Source organism: Vibrio sp. vnigr-6D03, from assembly GCF_002835515.1.
GTDB classification, from domain to species: domain Bacteria; phylum Pseudomonadota; class Gammaproteobacteria; order Enterobacterales; family Vibrionaceae; genus Vibrio; species Vibrio penaeicida.
The window spans coordinates 1-19,327 of sequence record NZ_PIZL01000063.1; the positions used below are offsets into that span (position 1 = coordinate 1).

Here is a 19,327-nt window from a genome sequence, read left to right on the forward strand (position 1 = left end):
AACTATTGGGGGTCACTTCAAAGCCTCGGCATTTTTATTTATAAACCGACAACAACTAAGTGACTTAATTTAATTAGATAAATATACGTAAGCGTTATTTTTCATCGAGCATGTGATTTAGTTAATATTGGGTGCTTTAATAAAAGAGATTTATATAAATCTACTTTCTGTTTCTCTTATCCTAAAGACGACACCATTATTCTTAATTGCGCTATCAGAAACCCGCACTTTTCCATTCTCTCCCATTTCAACTTTCGATATTAAATTGAATTTAAGCCTTTAAAAACAAATAATTATAAATGTTTTTCTTTGGGTTTTTATTTGTTTTTTTGACTTTTCACGCCGATTTCACTGCGTTGACAATATTCTTAATAGGTCGCATTGTTTTGTTAAATAGTCATTTAATAAAAATCCTATTCGAATATTTAGAGGGTGTTATGCCAAAAGTAGGAATGCCAGAAATAAGGAAGCCGCAGTTAATAGACGCGACTATGACGGTTATTGACCGCGTAGGAATGCAAAGTGCCAGCGTTGCCTTAATTAGTGAAGCGGCAGGTGTATCTCCAGCAATTATAAATCACTACTTTGGTGGGAAAAACGGTCTGCTTGAAGCCACTATGCGTCAGGTATTGCAGCTGTTGGCAGAAGGAGTCAAAGAACGCCTTTCGGATATTCATGAAAGTGATGTTTTGGGAAGAATTAAGGCGATTGTAGGTGGAAATTTCGACCATAGGCAGGTCGAGAGGCGAATAGTAAAAACGTGGTTAGCCTTCTGGCCCCAAGCAATGCACAACCCCATGCTTTTTCGTTTGCAAAGAGTAAACGAGCAACGATTGGTTTCTCATTTAGTTTATGAACTTAAAAAAGTGCTACCAAAAGAAAAAGCAAAAATGGTTGCCATGACTACCGCTTCATTAATTGACGGAATTTGGCTTAGAGGAGCATTAAACCCGAAAGGTATCGATGCTGAATTTGCGCAACGATTAATCGAAGAATATCTATTTAGCCAATTACCTGAGGCGTTATTAGAAGACAAACAGTATTTTGCGCATACCAAGAAAGGAACACTTCAATGAGTGAAATAAGTGGCGATTTAAAACAACTTTTTATAGGTGGAGAGTATGTTGATGCGACGTCTGCAGAGCGCTTTACATCCATTAATCCAGCGAATGGAGAGATCGTCTGCGAAATACAGCAAGCGTCCAGTGAAGATGTAGACAGTGCCGTTTCTGCTGCAAAAAAAGGAGGGAAGGTTTGGGCAAAGTATTCAGCAGTAGAACGAAGCCGGATTCTCCGGCAGGCGGCAGAATACTTACGTGAATGGAACGACGACATTGCGTTAATTGAGGTAATCGATACAGGAAAACCTATACAAGAAGCGCTGGAAGTTGATATTCAGACTGGTGCGGACGTTATTGAATATTACGCCGGGTTAGTCCTTGGTCTTCAAGGGGCTCAGCAACCACTGTCTGATAGCCAGTTTTTTTACACGCGACGTGAGCCATTGGGTGTGTGTGCTGGCATTGGCGCATGGAATTATCCCATTCAAATCGCCTGTTGGAAGACTGGACCCGCCTTAGCTGCTGGTAACTCAATGATTTTTAAACCTTCTGAAGAGACGCCGCTGTCAATCTACTACTTGGCAGAAGCACTTAAAAAAGCCGGCTTACCTGATGGCGTTTTCAACATTGTCCAGGGTGATTATCGAGTTGGGCAATATCTCACACGTCATTCTGGAATCGAAAAAGTATCGTTTACCGGAGAGTGCGGCACTGGTCGTAAAGTCATGCAAGATGCGGCCAGCACGTTAAAAGAAGTCACGATGGAGCTTGGGGGCAAGTCTCCACTCATGATTTTTGATGACGCAGATATTGATAATGCGGTGGTTGGTGCGTTGTTAGCCAACTTTTACACGCAGGGAGAAGTTTGCACCAACGGCACACGCGTCTTTGTTCAGTCAGGCGTATATGACGAGTTTCTGCGCAAAGTGAAATTGAAAACAGAGCAGCTGGTTGTTGGGGAGCCAAGATTACTGAGCACACAAGTCGGGGCTTTAATCAATGAAAACCACCTTAATAAGGTACTGAGTTATATCGACCTTGCCAGTCAATCAGGCGCGAAATTGCTTTGTGGTGGACGGCGACATGTCTCACTAGAAACAGAGAACGGATACTTTGTCGAGCCAACGGTTTTCTTTGACTGCACAGACGAAATGCCAAATGTCGTTGATGAGATATTTGGCCCAGTCATGTCTGTTTTAAAGTTTGACTCTGAGAGCGAAGTTATTGAGCGCGCTAACTGTACTGAATTTGGATTGGCAGCTGGGGTATTTACCAAAGATGTATCCAGAGCTCACCGAGTGATCGCAAAAATAGATGCGGGTATTTGTTGGATAAATACATGGGGAGCATCACCAGCGGAAATGCCTGTTGGCGGTTACAAGCAGTCAGGAATTGGTCGGGAAAACGGACCTGAAACATTAAACCAATATACGCAAGTGAAAAGCGTGTATGTAGAGCTTGGTGATATAGAAAGCCCTTATTAAAGGGGTTAATAAGTCTCAATGAGACAGGGAATAGTAAGGGAATAACTATGGATCATCGCACCGATTACATTGTTGTAGGCGCAGGTTCAGCAGGATGCGTATTAGCGAATAGATTAACTGAAGATGGCGATTTCAGCGTATTGCTTTTTGAAGCAGGAAGAAAGGACGATACATGGAAAATTCATATGCCTGCGGGGCTCGTCTACAACTTAGAAGATGACAAATACAATTGGTTTTACAAAACCGAGCCTCAAGCGCATATGAACAACAGACAAATGTACTGGCCGAGAGGGAAATGTTGGGGCGGTGGATCGGCGCTGAATGCAATGGTCTACATCAGAGGTCACGCGTTGGATTATGACCGTTGGGAAAGTGAAGGTGCGAAAGGGTGGTCTTATGAAGATGTATTACCCTACTTCAAAAGGGCGGAAAGCCGGAAGGTTGGAGGAGACGCCTATCGAGGTCATAACGGTCCGTTAAGGGTACATACGGGCGATTTTCCAAACCCATTGTTTGATGTTTTTGTTGAAGCGGGTGTCCAAGCTGGTTACCCAAAGACAACAGATATGAACGGTTATCAGCAAGAAGGTTTTGGTGTTATGGATATGACGATTCATAACGGAAAACGTGAAAGCACAGCACAAGCATACTTAAGACCCGTATTGCAGCGTGAAAATTTACAAACTGAAGTGGGGGCGATGACGACACGAATCCTATTCGATGGAACGAAAGCGATTGGTGTTGAATATGTGCAAGGTGGCAAGACCAAAAGAGCCTACGCAGACAAAGAAGTGATTCTCTCAGGTGGCGCTATAAATTCGCCTCAACTGCTTATGTTGTCGGGTATTGGTGATGAAAAAGAATTGGCCAAGCACGGTATCGATTCGGTTGTGCACAGCCCCGGTGTGGGAAAAAACTTACAAGACCATCTAGAAGTTTACGTTCAGCAAGAATGCGTTCAACCGATCACTCTCTATAAATCCACCAATCCAGTAAATCAAGTGATGTGGGGAGCCGAATGGTTTCTTAATAAAACAGGGTGGTGCTCAACGGCTCATTTGGAGTCCGGTGGATTTATTCGAACCGAGGCTGGCGTGAAGCACCCTGATATTCAGTATCACTTTTTGCCTGGGTTAGTAAACGATCATGGCAGAGATCAGGGTGACCGACATGCCTTTCAAGCACACGTTGGAACCATGAGACCTGAAAGCCGTGGTGAAATCACACTTAGATCGGCGGACCCATTTGAGTATCCCATCATTCAACCTAATTACTTAGCCACGGATCGAGACGTATGGGAAATGCGCCAATGCATTACGCTCACGCGAGAAATTTTTGCCCAAGACGCATTCGCTTCCTTTCGAGGAAAGGAAATCAAACCAGGTTTAAACGTTAGAACTGATGCAGAGATAGACGCCTTCATTCGTGAAAAAGGAGACAGCGCCTACCATCCCTCTTGCACCTGCAAAATGGGGGCAGAGGATGATCCGATGGCTGTTGTTGACGAGCACGGACGAGTATATGGCGCGGACAATCTCAGAGTAGTTGACGCGTCTATCATGCCGAGCATCATCAGCGGAAATTTGAACGCACCGACCATCATGATGGCAGAGAAACTGTCCGATTCCATATTAGGCAAAGGATTTATCTCCCCGATTTCGAATATCGATGTTTGGGTTCACCCAGAGTATCAAGTGAAACAAAGATAGGGTTTATAGATTCAACGTTTGGGGCGTTAACACCGCGTTGGGTCGAAGAAAGTCATAACAACAAGGAGAAAGTTATGAAGGCAACTATTGGTAAGCAAATAGGGAAATATGCACTGGCATTGACGGCATTGTTGAGCTCTTCAGCGATGGCCAACCAATGCCATCTCGTCCGCTTTGCAGATGTCGGGTGGACAGACATCACTTCTACCACAGCGATTACCTCAGAAGTACTAGAGGGCTTAGGTTACGAGACAAGTACACAGCTTCTATCTGTCCCCGTTACATATAATTCGTTAGCCAATAATGACATTGACGTCTTTTTGGGTAACTGGATGCCAACCATGGCGTCAGATGTTGAAAAGTACATGTCTGAAGGCAGTGTGGACATGGTAAAGGTTAACTTAACAGGCGCAAAATATACCCTTGCGGTTAATAAGGCTGCGTTTGACGCAGGCATCAAGAACTTCTCAGACATTGCCAAATACAAACGAGAACTCAAAGGCAAAATCTACGGCATAGAGCCAGGGAATGATGGAAACCGCCTGATTCAAAAAATGATCGATACCGATGCGTTTGGGTTGAAAGGGTTCAGCCTAGTTGAATCAAGCGAAGCAGGCATGCTTTCTCAAGTGGCTCGCAGCATCCGAAGAGATCAATGGATAGTGTTCCTTGGCTGGGCTCCACACCCAATGAACAGCAACTTTGAAATCGATTATCTAGATGGTGGTGATGACTATTTTGGTCCTAATTTTGGCGGTGCGGTGGTCCACACCAATGTACGTCATGGTTACATTCGAGAGTGCCCAAATGTCGGTACCCTCCTGACCAATATTGAATTTAGCTTGGACATGGAAAACGAAGTCATGGGCGCAATACTCGATAAGGGAGAAGACCCTAGAAAAGCGGCTCGTGAATGGTTACAGGCAAATCCGAGTGTATTGGATACGTGGCTAAAAGGTGTCTCCACCAAAGACGGGACAGTCGGGTTAGCCGCCGTTAAAGCACATCTGAACATATAACAAATAACAATGAACAGCATGGTAGGAAGGCAGGCGTTTAGCTTTATCTTCCTTCCATCTGTCTATGGATAGCGATGTAGTGTAATGAATTGGTTTATCGAAAATAAAATACCGTTAGGGTCTTGGATTGAAGCATTTGTTGATTGGTTAATCGGTCACGCATCAGGCTTTTTTGATGCGATTGCATTCAGTCTGGAATGGATGATTTTACTTGTTGTCGAACTTTTCCAGTGGTTTCCGCCGTGGTTCTTAATTGCTTTTACCGCTGGTTTAGCGTTTGCCTTACATAGAAGCATCGGTATGTCTGTCTTCATCATTTTCGCGCTTTTGCTCATATTAAATTTGGGCTACTGGCCAGAAATGATAGAAACGTTCGTATTGGTTTTCTCGGCAACGGCTTTATGTGTCGTCGTCGGGGTTCCGATTGGTATTCTTGCTGCCCACAAGCCGTGGCTATATGTAGGTTTACGGCCAATATTGGACTTAATGCAGACCATTCCCACCTTTGTGTACTTAATCCCCACACTCATATTGTTTGGCTTAGGCGTTGTTCCTGGGCTTATTTCAACCATTATCTTTGCTATCGCCGCACCTATTCGACTGACTTATCTCGGTATCATTCGCGTCCCTGAAGAATTGTTAGAAGCGGGTAAAGCATTTGGTGCAAATCGTAGGCAGCTACTATTTAAAGTTGAATTACCGGCAGCGTTACCCACCATCATGGCCGGAATTACTCAGTGCATCATGCTATCGCTATCTATGGTGGTTATTGCTGCGCTAGTTGGCGCTGACGGATTAGGAAAACCCGTAATTCGGGCGCTAAACACAGTAAACATTTCTCAAGGTTTCGAGTCTGGTTTAGCCATCGTTTTGGTCGCGATTATTTTAGACCGTCTGTGCAAGCAGCCAAAAAGCGTTACTGGCGGCAGAGAAGAGGGATAAACAATGGCATCAGTCACTATTAAAAATCTGGACATCATTTTTGGTCAAAACGATCTCGATAGAACCTTAGAAATGCTAGACCAAGGAAAAACGCGACAAGAAATCTCAAACGAAACTGGGGATATTGTTGGCGTACACAATGCCAGTTTGGAAGTTAAAGAAGGTGAAATATGCGTTCTTATGGGGCTTTCAGGATCAGGGAAGTCCAGTTTACTGCGAGCAATAAATGGTCTGAATACAACGACTCGCGGCGAGCTTGTTGTTGAATATGATGGTGAACAAACCGATATTGCTACCTGCGACAGAGACACGCTAAGAACCATTCGTGCTAACTGTGTGTCCATGGTTTTCCAAAAATTTGCATTAATGCCTTGGTTAACGGTTGTTGAAAACGTGGCATTTGGACTGGAAATGAAAGGCATCGCTAAAGGGGTTCGTATCTCTAAAGCGATGGAACAACTCGAGATGGTTGGGCTGGCAGAGTGGTCCGAGAAATATCCGCATGAGTTATCCGGTGGAATGCAGCAGCGAGTAGGTTTAGCTCGCGCTTTCTCAATGGACGCTGATGTCCTGCTGATGGACGAACCTTTCTCTGCGCTCGATCCTCTTATTCGGAACCAACTCCAAGATGAATTGTTAGAACTCCAAACGCGTCTAAAGAAAACCATCATTTTTGTTAGTCATGATTTAGATGAAGCGTTAAAACTGGGTACTAACATCGCCATTATGGAATCGGCTCGGATTATTCAGCAAGGCAAACCAGAAGATATCGTTTTACGTCCATCCACCGAATATGTCCGTGAGTTCGTTGCTCACACCAACCCTTTAAATGTTCTTTGTGGTGAGTCGTTAATGACGCCGGCAAAAGAGCTCGCAGTTAATGATGATCGGTATTACCTCGACCAAGAGAAAATAAGTTGGGTTACGGTGTCACTAAAAGGAGAGGTTATGTCCGCCGGTAGCCAACATGCGGGGGATATTCATCTACTTAAGTGGAATCAGGAAGTCGATATCGAAGCGTTGTCGGTCGAGAGTCTCGTTGTTGCAAGCCCGAGTATCACAATGAGAGAAGCACTAGAAATACGTTATCGAACTGGTCGTCCAATCGTTATCGAAGAGAATGGACGCATTTGTGGCGTATTGTCAGACAAAGACTTCTATCACGCTTTGCTAGGAAAACATTTCAGCCAAGTGTCCGAAGGATAATAACGCAATACAACCGCCAACGTTAAACACAGAGTGAATAGGAAGGAGTCGCACCATGACCGTGATTGATGAAAATCCAGTTAACCTTAGCCCAATCAACACTCAAACTTGGGTTAATGGTCGTCATATGGTTCGTTGTGTAAAAGTGATTCAAGAAACGCATGATGTGAAAACATTTTGCTTCATGAGTCAGAGCCCCATTATGTTCTTTTTCAAACCGGGTCAATTTGTCACGCTAGAGCTTGAAATAGACGAAGAGCAAGTGATGAGAAGCTATACGATCTCGTCGTCTCCGTCTGTACCTTATAGCTTTTCAATAACCGTAAAGCGAGTGAAAGGTGGGAAAGTTTCTAATTGGCTGCACGATAATATGATGGTGGAAAGCGAGCTAGCGGTTCACGGACCGGTAGGTAACTTTAACTGTATTGATCAAACTGCCGACAAGGTGCTGCTATTATCCGGTGGCGTTGGTGTGACTCCCTTAATGTCAATGGCGCGTTGGTGGTTTGATACTAACGGCAATGTAGATATGAAGTTTATCCACAGCGCGCAGACTCCGAAAGACATTATTTATCACCGCGAGCTGGAATTTATGGATTCGCGGATCGATAACTTTGAATTGGCGATAATTTGTGAAAGGCAAAATATAGGCGATAGCTGGATGGGATTTCGTGGCTATTTATCGAAGGAAACCCTCCAATTGATTGCCCCCGATTTTCAGGACAGATACGTGTTTTGCTGTGGGCCGACACCATACATGAATGCGGTAAAAAAGATCCTTCAAGCACTGAATTTTCCAATGGAAAACTATTTCGAAGAAAGCTTTGGTGCACCACCGGAAGAAGCAAAAGAAGAGGCATTAGAATCGGCGGAACATGCTTTGCTTCAACCGGATGACACCAATCTGTTTGAAGTCTTGTTTGAGGACGCAGATAGAAGCGCCAAGATTACCGCAGAAGATACATTGTTATCCGCGGCCTCAAAAGCTGGGCTACATATCCCCAAAGCATGTGGAATGGGGATCTGCGGTACATGTAAAGTCAAATTGGTTTCAGGTGAAGTCGAAATGAGCCACAACGGTGGGATTACTGAAGATGACGAGAATGATGGATACATTCTGAGTTGTTGTTCTACACCGAAGAGCCATGTCGTTATCAAAACATAATTTGTTTGGCCGAGTATTTGTTTGACTGAGTATTTGTGTGACCGAGCATTAATCGACACTTGTATAAGCCAACTTCGTTGACACGCGAAATTACAGGGATGTTCATTAAGCTACGCCTTGTCGGGAAGCCATTGGTCATTAGGTTAGCTTGCGCTAACCTTTTTTTATGCCCACCTATGAAGACTTTTAGTCTGCAGTAATTAAGTTATTTTTGGCGTCGTAAATAGAATAATTGTCGACGTAAAAAAGCATCATCCCCTACCTTGTGCTCGCTAGTATCAAACCATACAAACAATCCGCGCAAAACCCGCGTGGAAAAAAGCCTCAGCTCGAAAAATTAGACTTTCCCTGAGTGCGATGAATGATTTGAATGGAGAGAAAACATGTTCAACCGTAAGGATACAGTGAAAGGGTTTGACGACGAGATTTGGAACGCGATAGAAGCCGAAACGGACCGTCAGCAGCACCACGTGGAATTGATCGCATCAGAAAACTACACCAGTCAAAGGGTGATGGAAGCGCAAGGCACACAACTCACTAATAAATACGCCGAGGGCTACCCTGCAAAACGCTATTACGGTGGTTGTGAACATGTAGACGTTGTGGAATCGATTGCGATTGAACGAGCAAAGCAGCTCTTTGGAGCGGACTATGCGAACGTACAGCCACACTCAGGCTCTCAAGCGAATTCAGCTGTTTACATGGCGCTATTAAACCCAGGTGACACCGTATTGGGGATGAGCCTAGCTCACGGTGGGCATTTAACCCATGGCGCAAAAGTCAGTTTTTCTGGTAAGCAATATCACTCCGTTCAATATGGCTTAAACGAAGAAACAGGTGAAATTGACTACGACCAAGTTCAAGCATTGGCTTCTGAGCATCAACCAAAAATGATCGTTGCAGGCTTTTCCGCTTATTCACGAGTGGTGGATTGGGAAAGATTCCGCAAAATAGCCGATTCGGTAGGCGCGTACTTAATGGTGGACATGGCTCATGTAGCAGGCTTAATCGTCGCTGGTGAATATCCGAACCCCGTACCATTTGCCGACGTTGTCACAACAACAACGCACAAAACATTACGTGGACCACGTGGCGGGTTGATCCTTTGCCGTAAAAACGAAGCGCTAGAAAAGAAACTGAATTCAGCGGTTTTTCCCGGTGGGCAAGGTGGTCCGTTAATGCACGTGATTGCGGCTAAAGCCGTCGCCTTCAAAGAAGCGATGTCGGAGGATTTTGCTAGCTACCAACGCCAAGTTGTGAAAAACGCTCAGGTAATGGCAGAGGTTTTTCAGCAACGAGATTACGAAGTGATTTCAGGCGGAACAGACAACCATTTGTTTTTATTGAGCCTAGTAAGTAAAGGTTTAACCGGGAAAGCGGCGGATGAAGCAGTAAGCCGTGCCAATATCACCGTGAACAAAAATGCAGTACCGAATGACCCTCAATCCCCATTCGTGACGAGCGGTCTGAGGATAGGAACCCCAGCGGTTACAACGCGTGGCTTTAAAGAGCAAGAAGTGGCACTACTGGCAAACTGGATATGCGACATTCTCGATAATATCGAGTCTGATGTTGTCGTCCAAGAAGTGAAAGAGCAAGTCGAAAAGCTTTGTTCTGAGCATCCGGTTTATCGCTAGTAAATGCGACTTGATAGGTACGGCATTATGGCAATCAGTATATTCGACATGTTTAAGATAGGTGTGGGGCCGTCTAGCTCCCATACCGTGGGACCGATGAAAGCCGCCAACATGTTTGTAGAGGAACTCGCGCAGCAAAACGTCATCGATTCAGTGGAAGAGATCCAATGTGAGTTGTTCGGATCATTAGGTGCAACAGGGAAGGGGCACAGTACCGATACGGCCGTGAAAATTGGTTTAGAGGGCTACACACCGGAATTGGTTCAATCGGAAGAAATTGAGGCTCGTATTCGTTCTATCAACGCAACCGAGTTGATTTTTCTAAACCAAGACAAATGGATTCGTTTTTTTGAAGAAAAACACATGCTTTTCAAAGGTGAGGAGATCTTGCCTGGGCACCCTAACGCGATGACGCTAACAGCCAGCAACGCGGAAGGCGCCGTTATTAATAGCAAAACCTATTATTCCGTAGGTGGTGGGTTTGTTGTTGAGCAAGGGAAAGAAAACTCAGTTTTCAACGTTCAAGCTGCGCCTATTCCATACCCGTTTAATACAGCAGAACAGTTGCTTGCCATCTGCAATAAAACTGGACACCCGATACATAAAATTATGCTAGCAAACGAATGTGCGTTTCGTGATGAAGTGAGCGTACTGGATGGTATCAATGAAATCTGGGGTGTCATGACAAGTTGCATCGACAGAGGGCTAACCAAGGATGGGATTCTTCCTGGTGGGTTATCGGTTAAGCGGCGCGCACCTCAAATGCATCGCGACCTGTGCGACATGAATCAAGAAACCGGAATTCGGCATCTCGACTCTATGGCGTGGGTAAACCTGTACGCCATATCGGTTAACGAAGAAAACGCAGCCGGTGGCAAAGTAGTAACAGCCCCCACTAACGGCGCAGCAGGCATTATTCCCGCTGTGATTAAATATTACCTAGAGTTTTGCAATGGTAACGAAGCAGGTGTTATTCGGTTTCTTTTGAGTGCTGCAGCTATTGGCATGCTATGCAAAACCAACGCCTCTATCTCAGGTGCAGAAGTTGGGTGCCAAGGCGAAGTGGGGTCGGCATGTGCAATGGCTGCTGCAGGGTTGGCTGAAGCGGTTGGGGCGACCCCCGAGCAAGTTGAAAACGCGGCGGAAATTGGGATGGAACATAACCTAGGCTTAACGTGCGACCCAGTTGGAGGACTCGTTCAAGTACCGTGTATTGAACGCAACGCCATGGCAGCGGTGAAAGCGATTAACGCTGTATCCATGGCGTTGAAAGGTGATGGTAGCCATTTTGTCTCTCTCGATACCGCGATTAAAACCATGAGAGATACTGGAAAAGATATGTTGGATAAGTACAAAGAAACGTCACGTGGTGGCTTAGCCGTCAACGTCATTGAATGTTAGTCAGACACAGTTGTGACTGCGTAGTAGAAAGGAATCAACAATGAGCAAATATTCAGGGTTCGGTCTGTTCAAGCATGCTCTTTCATACCATGAAAACTGGCAGCGTGTATGGCGTAACCCAAAGCCCAAAAAGGCTTACGATGTGATCATCGTAGGCGGCGGTGGTCATGGTTTGGCGACAGCTTATTATCTGGCAAAAAATCACGGGGTAAAGAATATCGCTGTGGTTGAAAAAGGGTACTTAGGTGGTGGTAACACAGCACGAAACACCACGATTGTACGTTCAAATTACCTTTGGGATGAAGCGGCAAAGCTGTATGAACATGCCATGAAGTTATGGGAAGGGTTGTCAGTCGATTTGAATTACAACCTAATGTTCAGCCAACGAGGCGTACTGAACTTAGGGCATACCCTACAAGACATGAGAGACATTGAGAGAAGAGTGAACGCCAATCGCCTAAACGGAATAGACGGCGAGGTTCTCAACCGAGACCAAGTGCAAGAAATGGTGCCTATTCTGGATTGCTCAGACAACGCTCGGTATCCCGTTTTGGGCGCAAGCTGGCAACCGAGAGGCGGTACGGCGCGTCACGATGCCGTCGCATGGGGATTTGCTCGCGCCGCCGACAAGCTGGGTGTGGATCTTATTCAGCAAACGGAAGTCACCGACATAAGGGTTCAAGATGGTCGTGTCGTTGGCGTGGAAACATCAAACGGATTTATTGGTGCAAACAAGGTTGGCTGCGTGGCATCTGGAAATTCTGGTGTGTTAGCCAATATGGTGGGTTTGTCTCTTCCACTGGAATCTCACCCTCTTCAGGCGATGGTTTCTGAGCCATTGAAACCAGTGCTCGACACCGTTGTGATGTCTAATCATGTCCATGGCTACATGAGCCAATCGGATAAAGGTGATTTGGTCATCGGTGCGGGTATAGACAGCTACTTAGGCTACGGGCAAAGAGGGTCATTTTCGGTAATCGAACACACTATTTCTGCCATTAAGGAAATGTTCCCAATTGTTAGCCGAGTGAGGTTAAACCGCCACTGGGGAGGGATCGTTGATACCTGTCCAGATGCCTGCCCCATTATCAGTAAAACACCAATCAAAGGGTTGTATTTTAACTGCGGTTGGGGAACAGGAGGCTTTAAAGCAACGCCAGGATCAGGGCATGTTTTTGCTCATACAATCGCGTATGACGACCCGCATCCGCTAGCAAAACCGTTCGCGATGGATCGTTTTGTATCAGGGTATTTGATTGATGAACATGGCGCTGCAGGTGTCGCGCACTAGGAGTTAATTATGTTGCACTTGTATTGTCCTTACTGTCAGGAACATCGTGAAGAAGAAGAGTTTTCTTATGCTGGAGAGGCGCACATCGAGCGACCCCTCGAGCCTGCGTCACTAAGTGATAAAGAATGGGGTGAATACTTATTCCACCGTAAAAATCCGAAAGGGTTGCATCATGAAATGTGGTTCCATGCCACAGGGTGTAGAAAGTTCTTCAACGTAACGCGAGACACGGTCTCATACGAGATTGTTGAAGTCTACGAAATGGGGCAGTCGCCTAAGCAATCTACGTCGGAGGTACAGGAATGACACAGTCCAATCGCACACAATCTGGCGGATTGATAGACAGACACGAACCAATTAATTTTACCTTCAACGGCAAGCAGCTTACTGGCTACGCGGGGGATACAGTCGCATCAGCCTTGTTGGCAAATGGCATCGATATCGTCGGGCGAAGTTTCAAATACGGTCGTGTTCGCGGCATTTTTGGCAGCGGCGCAGAAGAGCCGAATGCCATCTTACAAGTTGGCAGTTCAGCCAGTACGACCATTCCAAACTTAAGAGCAACGCAAACAGAGCTTTATGAAGGCTTAGTGTGCAGCAGTGTTTCAGGTTGGCCAAATATCGATATCGATTTCAAAGCTGGGCTAGGAAAGTTGGCCGGTGGCATGATGCCCCCAGGTTTTTACTACAAAACCTTTATGTATCCTCAATCACTGTGGCCAACGTACGAAAAATACATCCGTAAAGCCGCGGGTTTAGGCAATACTCCAACAGCACCAGATGTCGACGAATACGACAAGATGAACCACCATTGCGATGTCTTGATTGTAGGTGGCGGCTTTGCGGGTTTGACCGCAGCCAAAAAACTGATCGGGCAAGGGCTCAGAATCATCTTGGTAGACGAACAGCACCAACTCGGTGGCGCACTCTTGTCTTCCAACACCAAAATCAACGGACTCACGTCGTCAGACTGGATTGATGAGACGATAATCGAACTCAGTAAAGACAGTAAGTGCATGATCCTAAGCCGCAGCACGGCATTTGGTTACTACGACCAGAATTTTGTCGGGGTAGTGGAAAGACGCACCGATCATCTCGGTGAAAATACCGAAGGTCCACGTCAGCGACTTCATCGTATTCGTGCAAAAAAGGTCGTTTTGGCTACCGGTGCGATTGAGCGCCCGTTAGTGTATGGCAACAATGATCTGCCGGGTAACATGCTTGCTGGTGCAGTAACGACTTATGTGCGCCAGTATGGGGTTGTACCAGGTGAAGCGCTTTTGCTAATGACAACCAATGATGGCGCATACGAAACAGCAAAAGCGTGGGTAGAAGCCGGTAAGCATGTCGCTGCCATTGTGGATTCACGTAAACAAGTCGCTGCACATCTCATGGATTGGGCGATTGATCAGGGCATTTCTGTTTTTGAAGGCTCGTGCGTGATTCAGGCATGTGGAAACAAACGAGTAAAAAGTGCCAAAGTCGCGCCGATTAACGAAGCGGGCGATAAGGTGATAGGTAGCGTGGTTGAAGTGAGCTGCGATACCATTGCCAGCTCGGGTGGATGGAGCCCAGCAGTTCACTTGTCTTGTCACACAGGTTCCAAACCCGTTTGGTGTGAAGACAGTTTGGGTTTTGTTCCGGGTAAAACGGTTCAGGACCAAACCTGTATTGGCGGTGTTAATGGGGCATACAGCCTAAACGCCATTGCCGATCAGGCGATTGCCGAAGTCCAAAGCCTTCTTAGTTCTCTTGGCGTTAAACCAAATCAAGATTTAGGAGAGTTTCCAGCAATAGAAGAGCCCATTATGAGCGATTCAATGGAACTCTACTTATGTCCTCATGAGCGCTCTATTAGCCGCGCACCAAAGCAGTTTGTCGATTTCCAAAACGACGTGATAGCGGCAGGGATTGTGCTGGCAACCCGAGAAGGTTTTGAGAGCATAGAGCACATCAAGCGCTATACCGCAATGGGTTTTGGAACCGACCAAGGTAAAACTGGCAACATCAATGGTATGGCAATTGCCGCGAAGGCGATGGGAAAAACCATCGCAGAAACAGGCACCACGATTTTCCGACCCATGTACACACCTGTCACTTTCGGTGCGTTAGCGGGGCGTGATGCGGGGCATTTGTTTGACCCTGCTCGATTTACTTCCATGCATAAATGGCACATTGAGCATGGTGCGCTCTTTGAAAATGTTGGCCAATGGAAGCGCCCTTGGTATTACCCAAAAGGCAATGAAACCATGCAGGAATCCCTGAGCCGAGAATGTTTAGCTACGCGAAACAGTGTGGGGATCTTGGATGCCTCAACGCTGGGTAAAATCGATATTCAGGGTGCCGATGCGCGTGAGTTTCTCAATCGAATTTACACCAACCCTTGGAGCCAACTTGCGCCCGGAAAGTGCCGATATGGCGTGATGTGTAAGGAAGATGGGATGATTTTCGACGACGGTGTGACCTCTTGCATCAACGATAATCACTTCATTATGACCACTACCTCGGGGGGCGCAGCGGCCGTTTTGCAATGGTTGGAGTTGTGGCACCAAACCGAATGGCCAGAACTTAATGTGTATTTTACCAGCGTTACAGATCATTGGTCGACGATGACGATATCTGGTCCGAATAGCCGAAAGCTGCTCGAAAAAATAGCGCCAGATTGGGATGTGTCGAACGAATCTTTCCCATACATGACGTGGCAGAGTGGCGAAGTTGCCGGCGTGAAAGCGCGTATTTTCCGAATCAGTTTTACTGGGGAGCTCTCTTTCGAAATTAACGTGCAAGCCAATTACGGATCTTACGTTTGGGAAACGATTATGGAAGCGGGGAGAGAGTTCGATATCACTCCGTACGGAACCGAAACCATGCACATTCTACGTGCAGAAAAAGGCTTTATCATCGCAGGACAAGATACGGACGGCTCGGTTACACCTCAGGATATGGACATGAATTGGATTGTCGGTAAGAAGAAGGCATTCAGTTACATTGGCAAGCGTTCATGGGAGCGGGAAGATACATCTCGTACCGATAGGAAGCAATTTGTTGGTCTTCGTTGTAAAGATAGCCAAGCCGTTATACCTGAGGGGGCACAAGCGGTACTTGACCCTAAAGAACCGGTTCCGATGACAATGATCGGTCACGTGACCTCAAGTTACTACAGCGCATGTTTAGGGCACTCCATTGCTCTGGGGATGATCAAAAATGGGTTAGCCATGTTAGGCGAGTCGGTTTATTTTCCGTTAGCCGATGGCAGGGTTTTAGAAGCTGAGATCACCAGTTCTGTATTTTATGATCCAAAGGGAGAGCGCCAAAATGTCGAATAATGAAATGAAATTTGCCCCTAGAATGGATTCTCCGTTGCAACACGTCGCGCTTTCAGCAGAGGCGAATTTGAATGAAGGGAATGGCGTCGAAATTCGGGAGTTGGCTGCACTGACTCATATCATTGTTCGTGGAAACGGCAATGATCCTGAATTTGTATTAGGCATTCAAAATGCGGTTGGATTGACATTACCTCGTTCTGCTTGCCAATCAAAAACAGAAGGTGAGACCAGCATTTATTGGATGTCACCCGATGAATGGCTTATTGTCTCTAAGGAAAAATCACACATCGTATTAGAGGCAGATCTGAGAAACGAATTGAACGGGCACTTTTCTGTGGTTGATGTGAGTGGTGCACAAACGGTGATACGCCTGAGTGGGAAACACACTCTGGATGTTATTAAAAAGTCGTGTCCTTACGACACCGATTTAGAGTCGTTTCCTATTGGCAAAGTCGTCGGCACCGTGTTTGCGAAAAGCTCCGTGCACATGATTCGACGCGGAGATCATCAAGTCGATTTAATCGTACGCAGAAGCTTTGCAGACTACCTGTGTTTATGGTTGCAAGATGCCTCTAAAGAATATGGTTTTTCTTTAAACGTCGGTGTTTAGTCGCCGATAGAACCTAACCGCCGACATACCGAAGGGGAATGGCATGACACAGCACTATATTCTTACCGCTAGCTGCCCAAGCCGACAGGGAACGGTTGATGTAGTTACTCGCTTTTTGTACGAGTGGAATGCTTACATCAGTGAATTGAGCTCATTTGACGATGAGGTATCAGGGCGGTTTTTCATCCGTGTGGATTTTCGAATGATGGAAGGCGCGAGCTTCAATTCAGAACAATTCACAAAAGAACTCAATATTAGAGGGAGCAAGTTCGACTTAGAGTGGGAAGTTTCTAACGCCAACCATAAAACCAAAGTGGTGATTATGGTGTCCAAGTACGACCATTGTTTGAACGACTTGCTCTATCGCTACCGCACCGGAAACCTAAATGTAGAAGTGGGTGCTATTGTCTCCAACCATCCCGATTTGAAACCGCTTGCTGAGTGGCATGGTATTCCGTATTACCACTTCCCAATTTCGAAAGAAACTAAATTGGAGCAAGAAGCAAAAGTGGAACAAATCATGGAGGAATATGGATGCGAGCTATTGATCTTGGCGCGTTACATGCAAGTTCTGTCGAACGGATTTTGTAAACGCTTGGAAGGTAAAGCCATCAATATTCACCATTCTATTCTGCCAGGCTTTAAAGGCGCGAGACCCTATCATCAGGCTTATGAAAAAGGGGTAAAACTGTTAGGCGCGACGGCTCACTATGTGAGTGATGAACTGGATGAAGGTCCGATCATTACTCAAGGCATGGAAGTGGTGAATCACAGCTTTTACCCCGAGGACTTAGCCAAGAAAGGGATGGACGTTGAATCACTGACGCTCGCCAAAGCAGTTCAACTGCGTATTCAAAAGCGCGTGTTCCTTTACAGCAATAAAACCATCGTATTCGAGCAGTAGTTCGTTTGTTCAAGTAACAGTGCCTATCTTTGAAAAGCAGATTTAGCCCCTATTGAATAGGGGTTTTCTGTTTTGTTAGGCAAACCTAAAGCGAGATCGTCAACTTTAAGCAGTCTTAACTTTCAAGATTCTTAACATGTCTCAAACAGTCGATTTAGCGTCTTATATGGACATGTTTACCCACACATAAACCGATTAACTGGAAAGGGGCTCACTGGTTTTCTCGTACCGACTTTTTTGTACCTGTCGATGTGAGGCGAACTGAGCAGCAAATCAAATTGAATAGGGATATGGAATTTATGTGTGGAAATCATGGAAACCGCGGTGTGGTGTACATGGGCGAGAACAGTGTTGAAGTTCAGCCCATTGCTTACCCAGAACTTATGATGGGCAAGCGAGCGTGCCAACATGGCGTCATTTTAAAAGTGATCACAACCAACATTTGTGGCAGTGACCAACACATGGTTCGCGGGCGAACGACGGCAGAAGCAGGGCTGGTTCTTGGACACAAAATTACGGGGCAAATTATTGAATGTGGGCGAGATGTCGAGTTTCTTGAAGTGGGCGATATTGTCTCTGTTCCCTTTAATATTGCTTGTGGCCGATGCCGAAACTGCAAAGAAGGCAATACCGGCATTTGTTTAAACGTAAATCCTGCGCGCCCCGGCGCTGCATACGGTTATGTCGATATGGGTGGCTGGGTTGGTGGGCAATCGGAATACGTTATGGTGCCTTATGCCGACTTCAACTTACTTAAGTTTGATGACCGTGAAGGTGCGTTAGAGAAAATCAAAGATCTCACACTACTGTCGGATATTTTCCCAACTGGCTATCACGGAGCCGTGACGGCAGGGGTTCAACCGGGTTCAACGGTATACATCGCTGGAGCGGGACCTGTTGGATTGGCGTGTGCCGCTTCTGCTCATTTGCTAGGGGCAGCGTGCGTGATTGTCGGGGATATGATTCCAGCGCGCTTGGAGCAAGCAAGAAGCTTTGGTTGTGAAACGATAGATCTTCGAGAGGAATCCACCGTTCCAGAAATGATAGAGCAGATCCTAGGTGTGCCAGAAGTGGATGCAGCAATTGACTGCGTTGGCTTTGAAGCGAGAAGCCATGGTTGTTCGCATCACAAAGAGCAACCTGCAACGGTTCTTAACACCATGATGGACGTGTGCCGTGCTGGTGGCGGTATCGGTATACCGGGCTTGTACGTGACAGGCGATCCCGGGGCGGTCGATGAAGCTGCAAAGATGGGGCAACTCGGTGTACGTATTGGTCTAGGCTGGGCGAAATCGCATTATTTTGTCACGGGTCAATGCCCCGTAATGAAATATCACAGGCAATTAGGGCAAGCGATTCTATGGGATAAAATCGACATAGCCAAAGCCGTTAATGTTCAAGTTATTTCCTTGGATGAAGCACCCGATGGGTACAGCGAGTTCGATGGCGGTGTCGCGAAGAAGTTTGTTATCGATCCACATGGAATGGTTGCGTAGAACATTAACCCAAAGTCACAACATAAACGAAGAATAGCGACCTATTAGGTCGCTATTCAGACTGCTGACAAAGGTC

Annotated in this window: 15 protein-coding genes; all 15 read left to right on the forward strand. The window is 46.1% G+C overall.

From position 1 onward, the window contains the following. The first annotated feature begins 437 nt into the window (after positions 1 to 437). The 15 genes from betI to fdhA all read left to right on the forward strand — a co-directional run bounded on the left by betI (position 438) and on the right by fdhA (position 19,251). On the forward strand, positions 438 to 1,076 hold the full coding sequence (gene betI / locus CW749_RS27625; RefSeq protein WP_101115698.1) for a transcriptional regulator BetI: 639 nt from the start codon (positions 438 to 440) through the stop codon (positions 1,074 to 1,076). Then, on the forward strand, positions 1,073 to 2,545 hold the full coding sequence (gene betB / locus CW749_RS27630; RefSeq protein WP_101115687.1) for a betaine-aldehyde dehydrogenase: 1,473 nt from the start codon (positions 1,073 to 1,075) through the stop codon (positions 2,543 to 2,545). The genes betI and betB overlap by 4 nt, the downstream gene beginning before the upstream one ends. 47 nt (positions 2,546 to 2,592) lie before the next feature. After that, positions 2,593 to 4,254, forward strand: a complete 1,662-nt coding sequence (gene betA, locus CW749_RS27635; protein ID WP_101115688.1) for a choline dehydrogenase — start codon at positions 2,593 to 2,595, stop codon at positions 4,252 to 4,254. 74 nt (positions 4,255 to 4,328) lie between these two features. Next, positions 4,329 to 5,273 carry a choline ABC transporter substrate-binding protein gene (locus CW749_RS27640; RefSeq protein ID WP_101115689.1) on the forward strand — a complete coding sequence of 315 codons (945 nt, stop codon included), beginning with the start codon at positions 4,329 to 4,331 and terminating at the stop codon, positions 5,271 to 5,273. Between the two features lie 84 nt (positions 5,274 to 5,357). Beyond that, positions 5,358 to 6,215 carry a choline ABC transporter permease subunit gene (choW, locus tag CW749_RS27645; RefSeq protein WP_101115690.1) on the forward strand — a complete coding sequence of 286 codons (858 nt, stop codon included), beginning with the start codon at positions 5,358 to 5,360 and terminating at the stop codon, positions 6,213 to 6,215. Between the two features lie 3 nt (positions 6,216 to 6,218). Continuing rightward, on the forward strand, positions 6,219 to 7,421 hold the full coding sequence (gene choV / locus CW749_RS27650; protein WP_101115691.1) for a choline ABC transporter ATP-binding protein: 1,203 nt from the start codon (positions 6,219 to 6,221) through the stop codon (positions 7,419 to 7,421). A gap of 55 nt (positions 7,422 to 7,476) precedes the next feature. Continuing rightward, positions 7,477 to 8,586, forward strand: a complete 1,110-nt coding sequence (locus CW749_RS27655) for a hybrid-cluster NAD(P)-dependent oxidoreductase (protein ID WP_101115692.1) — start codon at positions 7,477 to 7,479, stop codon at positions 8,584 to 8,586. Between the two features lie 383 nt (positions 8,587 to 8,969). Beyond that, positions 8,970 to 10,223 (forward strand): serine hydroxymethyltransferase, encoded by a 1,254-nt coding sequence (gene glyA / locus CW749_RS27660; RefSeq protein WP_101115693.1) that lies wholly within the window; start codon positions 8,970 to 8,972, stop codon positions 10,221 to 10,223. Positions 10,224 to 10,250: 27 nt separating this feature from the next. Then, positions 10,251 to 11,624, forward strand: a complete 1,374-nt coding sequence (locus CW749_RS27665; protein ID WP_101115694.1) for an L-serine ammonia-lyase — start codon at positions 10,251 to 10,253, stop codon at positions 11,622 to 11,624. Positions 11,625 to 11,664: 40 nt separating this feature from the next. Further along, positions 11,665 to 12,915: a sarcosine oxidase subunit beta family protein gene (locus CW749_RS27670; protein WP_101115695.1), complete on the forward strand. Its 1,251-nt coding sequence runs from the start codon at positions 11,665 to 11,667 to the stop codon at positions 12,913 to 12,915. A 9-nt stretch (positions 12,916 to 12,924) separates the two neighbouring features. Beyond that, complete coding sequence (locus CW749_RS27675) at positions 12,925 to 13,221, forward strand: sarcosine oxidase subunit delta (protein ID WP_101115696.1); 297 nt, start codon at positions 12,925 to 12,927, stop codon at positions 13,219 to 13,221. After that, entirely contained in the window at positions 13,218 to 16,241 is a 3,024-nt protein-coding gene (locus tag CW749_RS27680; protein ID WP_180958512.1) for a sarcosine oxidase subunit alpha family protein, read from the forward strand. Before CW749_RS27675 ends, CW749_RS27680 begins: the two co-directional genes overlap by 4 nt. Continuing rightward, complete coding sequence (locus CW749_RS28510; RefSeq protein WP_180958513.1) at positions 16,231 to 16,851, forward strand: sarcosine oxidase subunit gamma family protein; 621 nt, start codon at positions 16,231 to 16,233, stop codon at positions 16,849 to 16,851. Before CW749_RS27680 ends, CW749_RS28510 begins: the two co-directional genes overlap by 11 nt. 43 nt (positions 16,852 to 16,894) lie before the next feature. Next, on the forward strand, positions 16,895 to 17,755 hold the full coding sequence (gene purU / locus CW749_RS27685) for a formyltetrahydrofolate deformylase (protein WP_101115697.1): 861 nt from the start codon (positions 16,895 to 16,897) through the stop codon (positions 17,753 to 17,755). Between the two features lie 299 nt (positions 17,756 to 18,054). Further along, entirely contained in the window at positions 18,055 to 19,251 is a 1,197-nt protein-coding gene (gene fdhA / locus CW749_RS27690) for a formaldehyde dehydrogenase, glutathione-independent (RefSeq protein WP_101115699.1), read from the forward strand. The last annotated feature ends 76 nt before the right edge of the window (positions 19,252 to 19,327 follow it).

Coding starts and splice junctions, on each gene's coding strand:
- betA (WP_101115688.1), top strand. CDS start 2,593: ATGGATCATCGCACCGATTACATTGTTGTAGGCGCAGGTTCAGCAGGA.
- fdhA (WP_101115699.1), top strand. CDS start 18,055: ATGTGTGGAAATCATGGAAACCGCGGTGTGGTGTACATGGGCGAGAAC.
- purU (WP_101115697.1), top strand. CDS start 16,895: ATGACACAGCACTATATTCTTACCGCTAGCTGCCCAAGCCGACAGGGA.
- CW749_RS27655 (WP_101115692.1), top strand. CDS start 7,477: ATGACCGTGATTGATGAAAATCCAGTTAACCTTAGCCCAATCAACACT.
- CW749_RS27670 (WP_101115695.1), top strand. CDS start 11,665: ATGAGCAAATATTCAGGGTTCGGTCTGTTCAAGCATGCTCTTTCATAC.
- betB (WP_101115687.1), top strand. CDS start 1,073: ATGAGTGAAATAAGTGGCGATTTAAAACAACTTTTTATAGGTGGAGAG.
- CW749_RS28510 (WP_180958513.1), top strand. CDS start 16,231: ATGTCGAATAATGAAATGAAATTTGCCCCTAGAATGGATTCTCCGTTG.
- CW749_RS27665 (WP_101115694.1), top strand. CDS start 10,251: ATGGCAATCAGTATATTCGACATGTTTAAGATAGGTGTGGGGCCGTCT.
- CW749_RS27640 (WP_101115689.1), top strand. CDS start 4,329: ATGAAGGCAACTATTGGTAAGCAAATAGGGAAATATGCACTGGCATTG.
- CW749_RS27675 (WP_101115696.1), top strand. CDS start 12,925: ATGTTGCACTTGTATTGTCCTTACTGTCAGGAACATCGTGAAGAAGAA.
- CW749_RS27680 (WP_180958512.1), top strand. CDS start 13,218: ATGACACAGTCCAATCGCACACAATCTGGCGGATTGATAGACAGACAC.
- choV (WP_101115691.1), top strand. CDS start 6,219: ATGGCATCAGTCACTATTAAAAATCTGGACATCATTTTTGGTCAAAAC.
- choW (WP_101115690.1), top strand. CDS start 5,358: ATGAATTGGTTTATCGAAAATAAAATACCGTTAGGGTCTTGGATTGAA.
- glyA (WP_101115693.1), top strand. CDS start 8,970: ATGTTCAACCGTAAGGATACAGTGAAAGGGTTTGACGACGAGATTTGG.
- betI (WP_101115698.1), top strand. CDS start 438: ATGCCAAAAGTAGGAATGCCAGAAATAAGGAAGCCGCAGTTAATAGAC.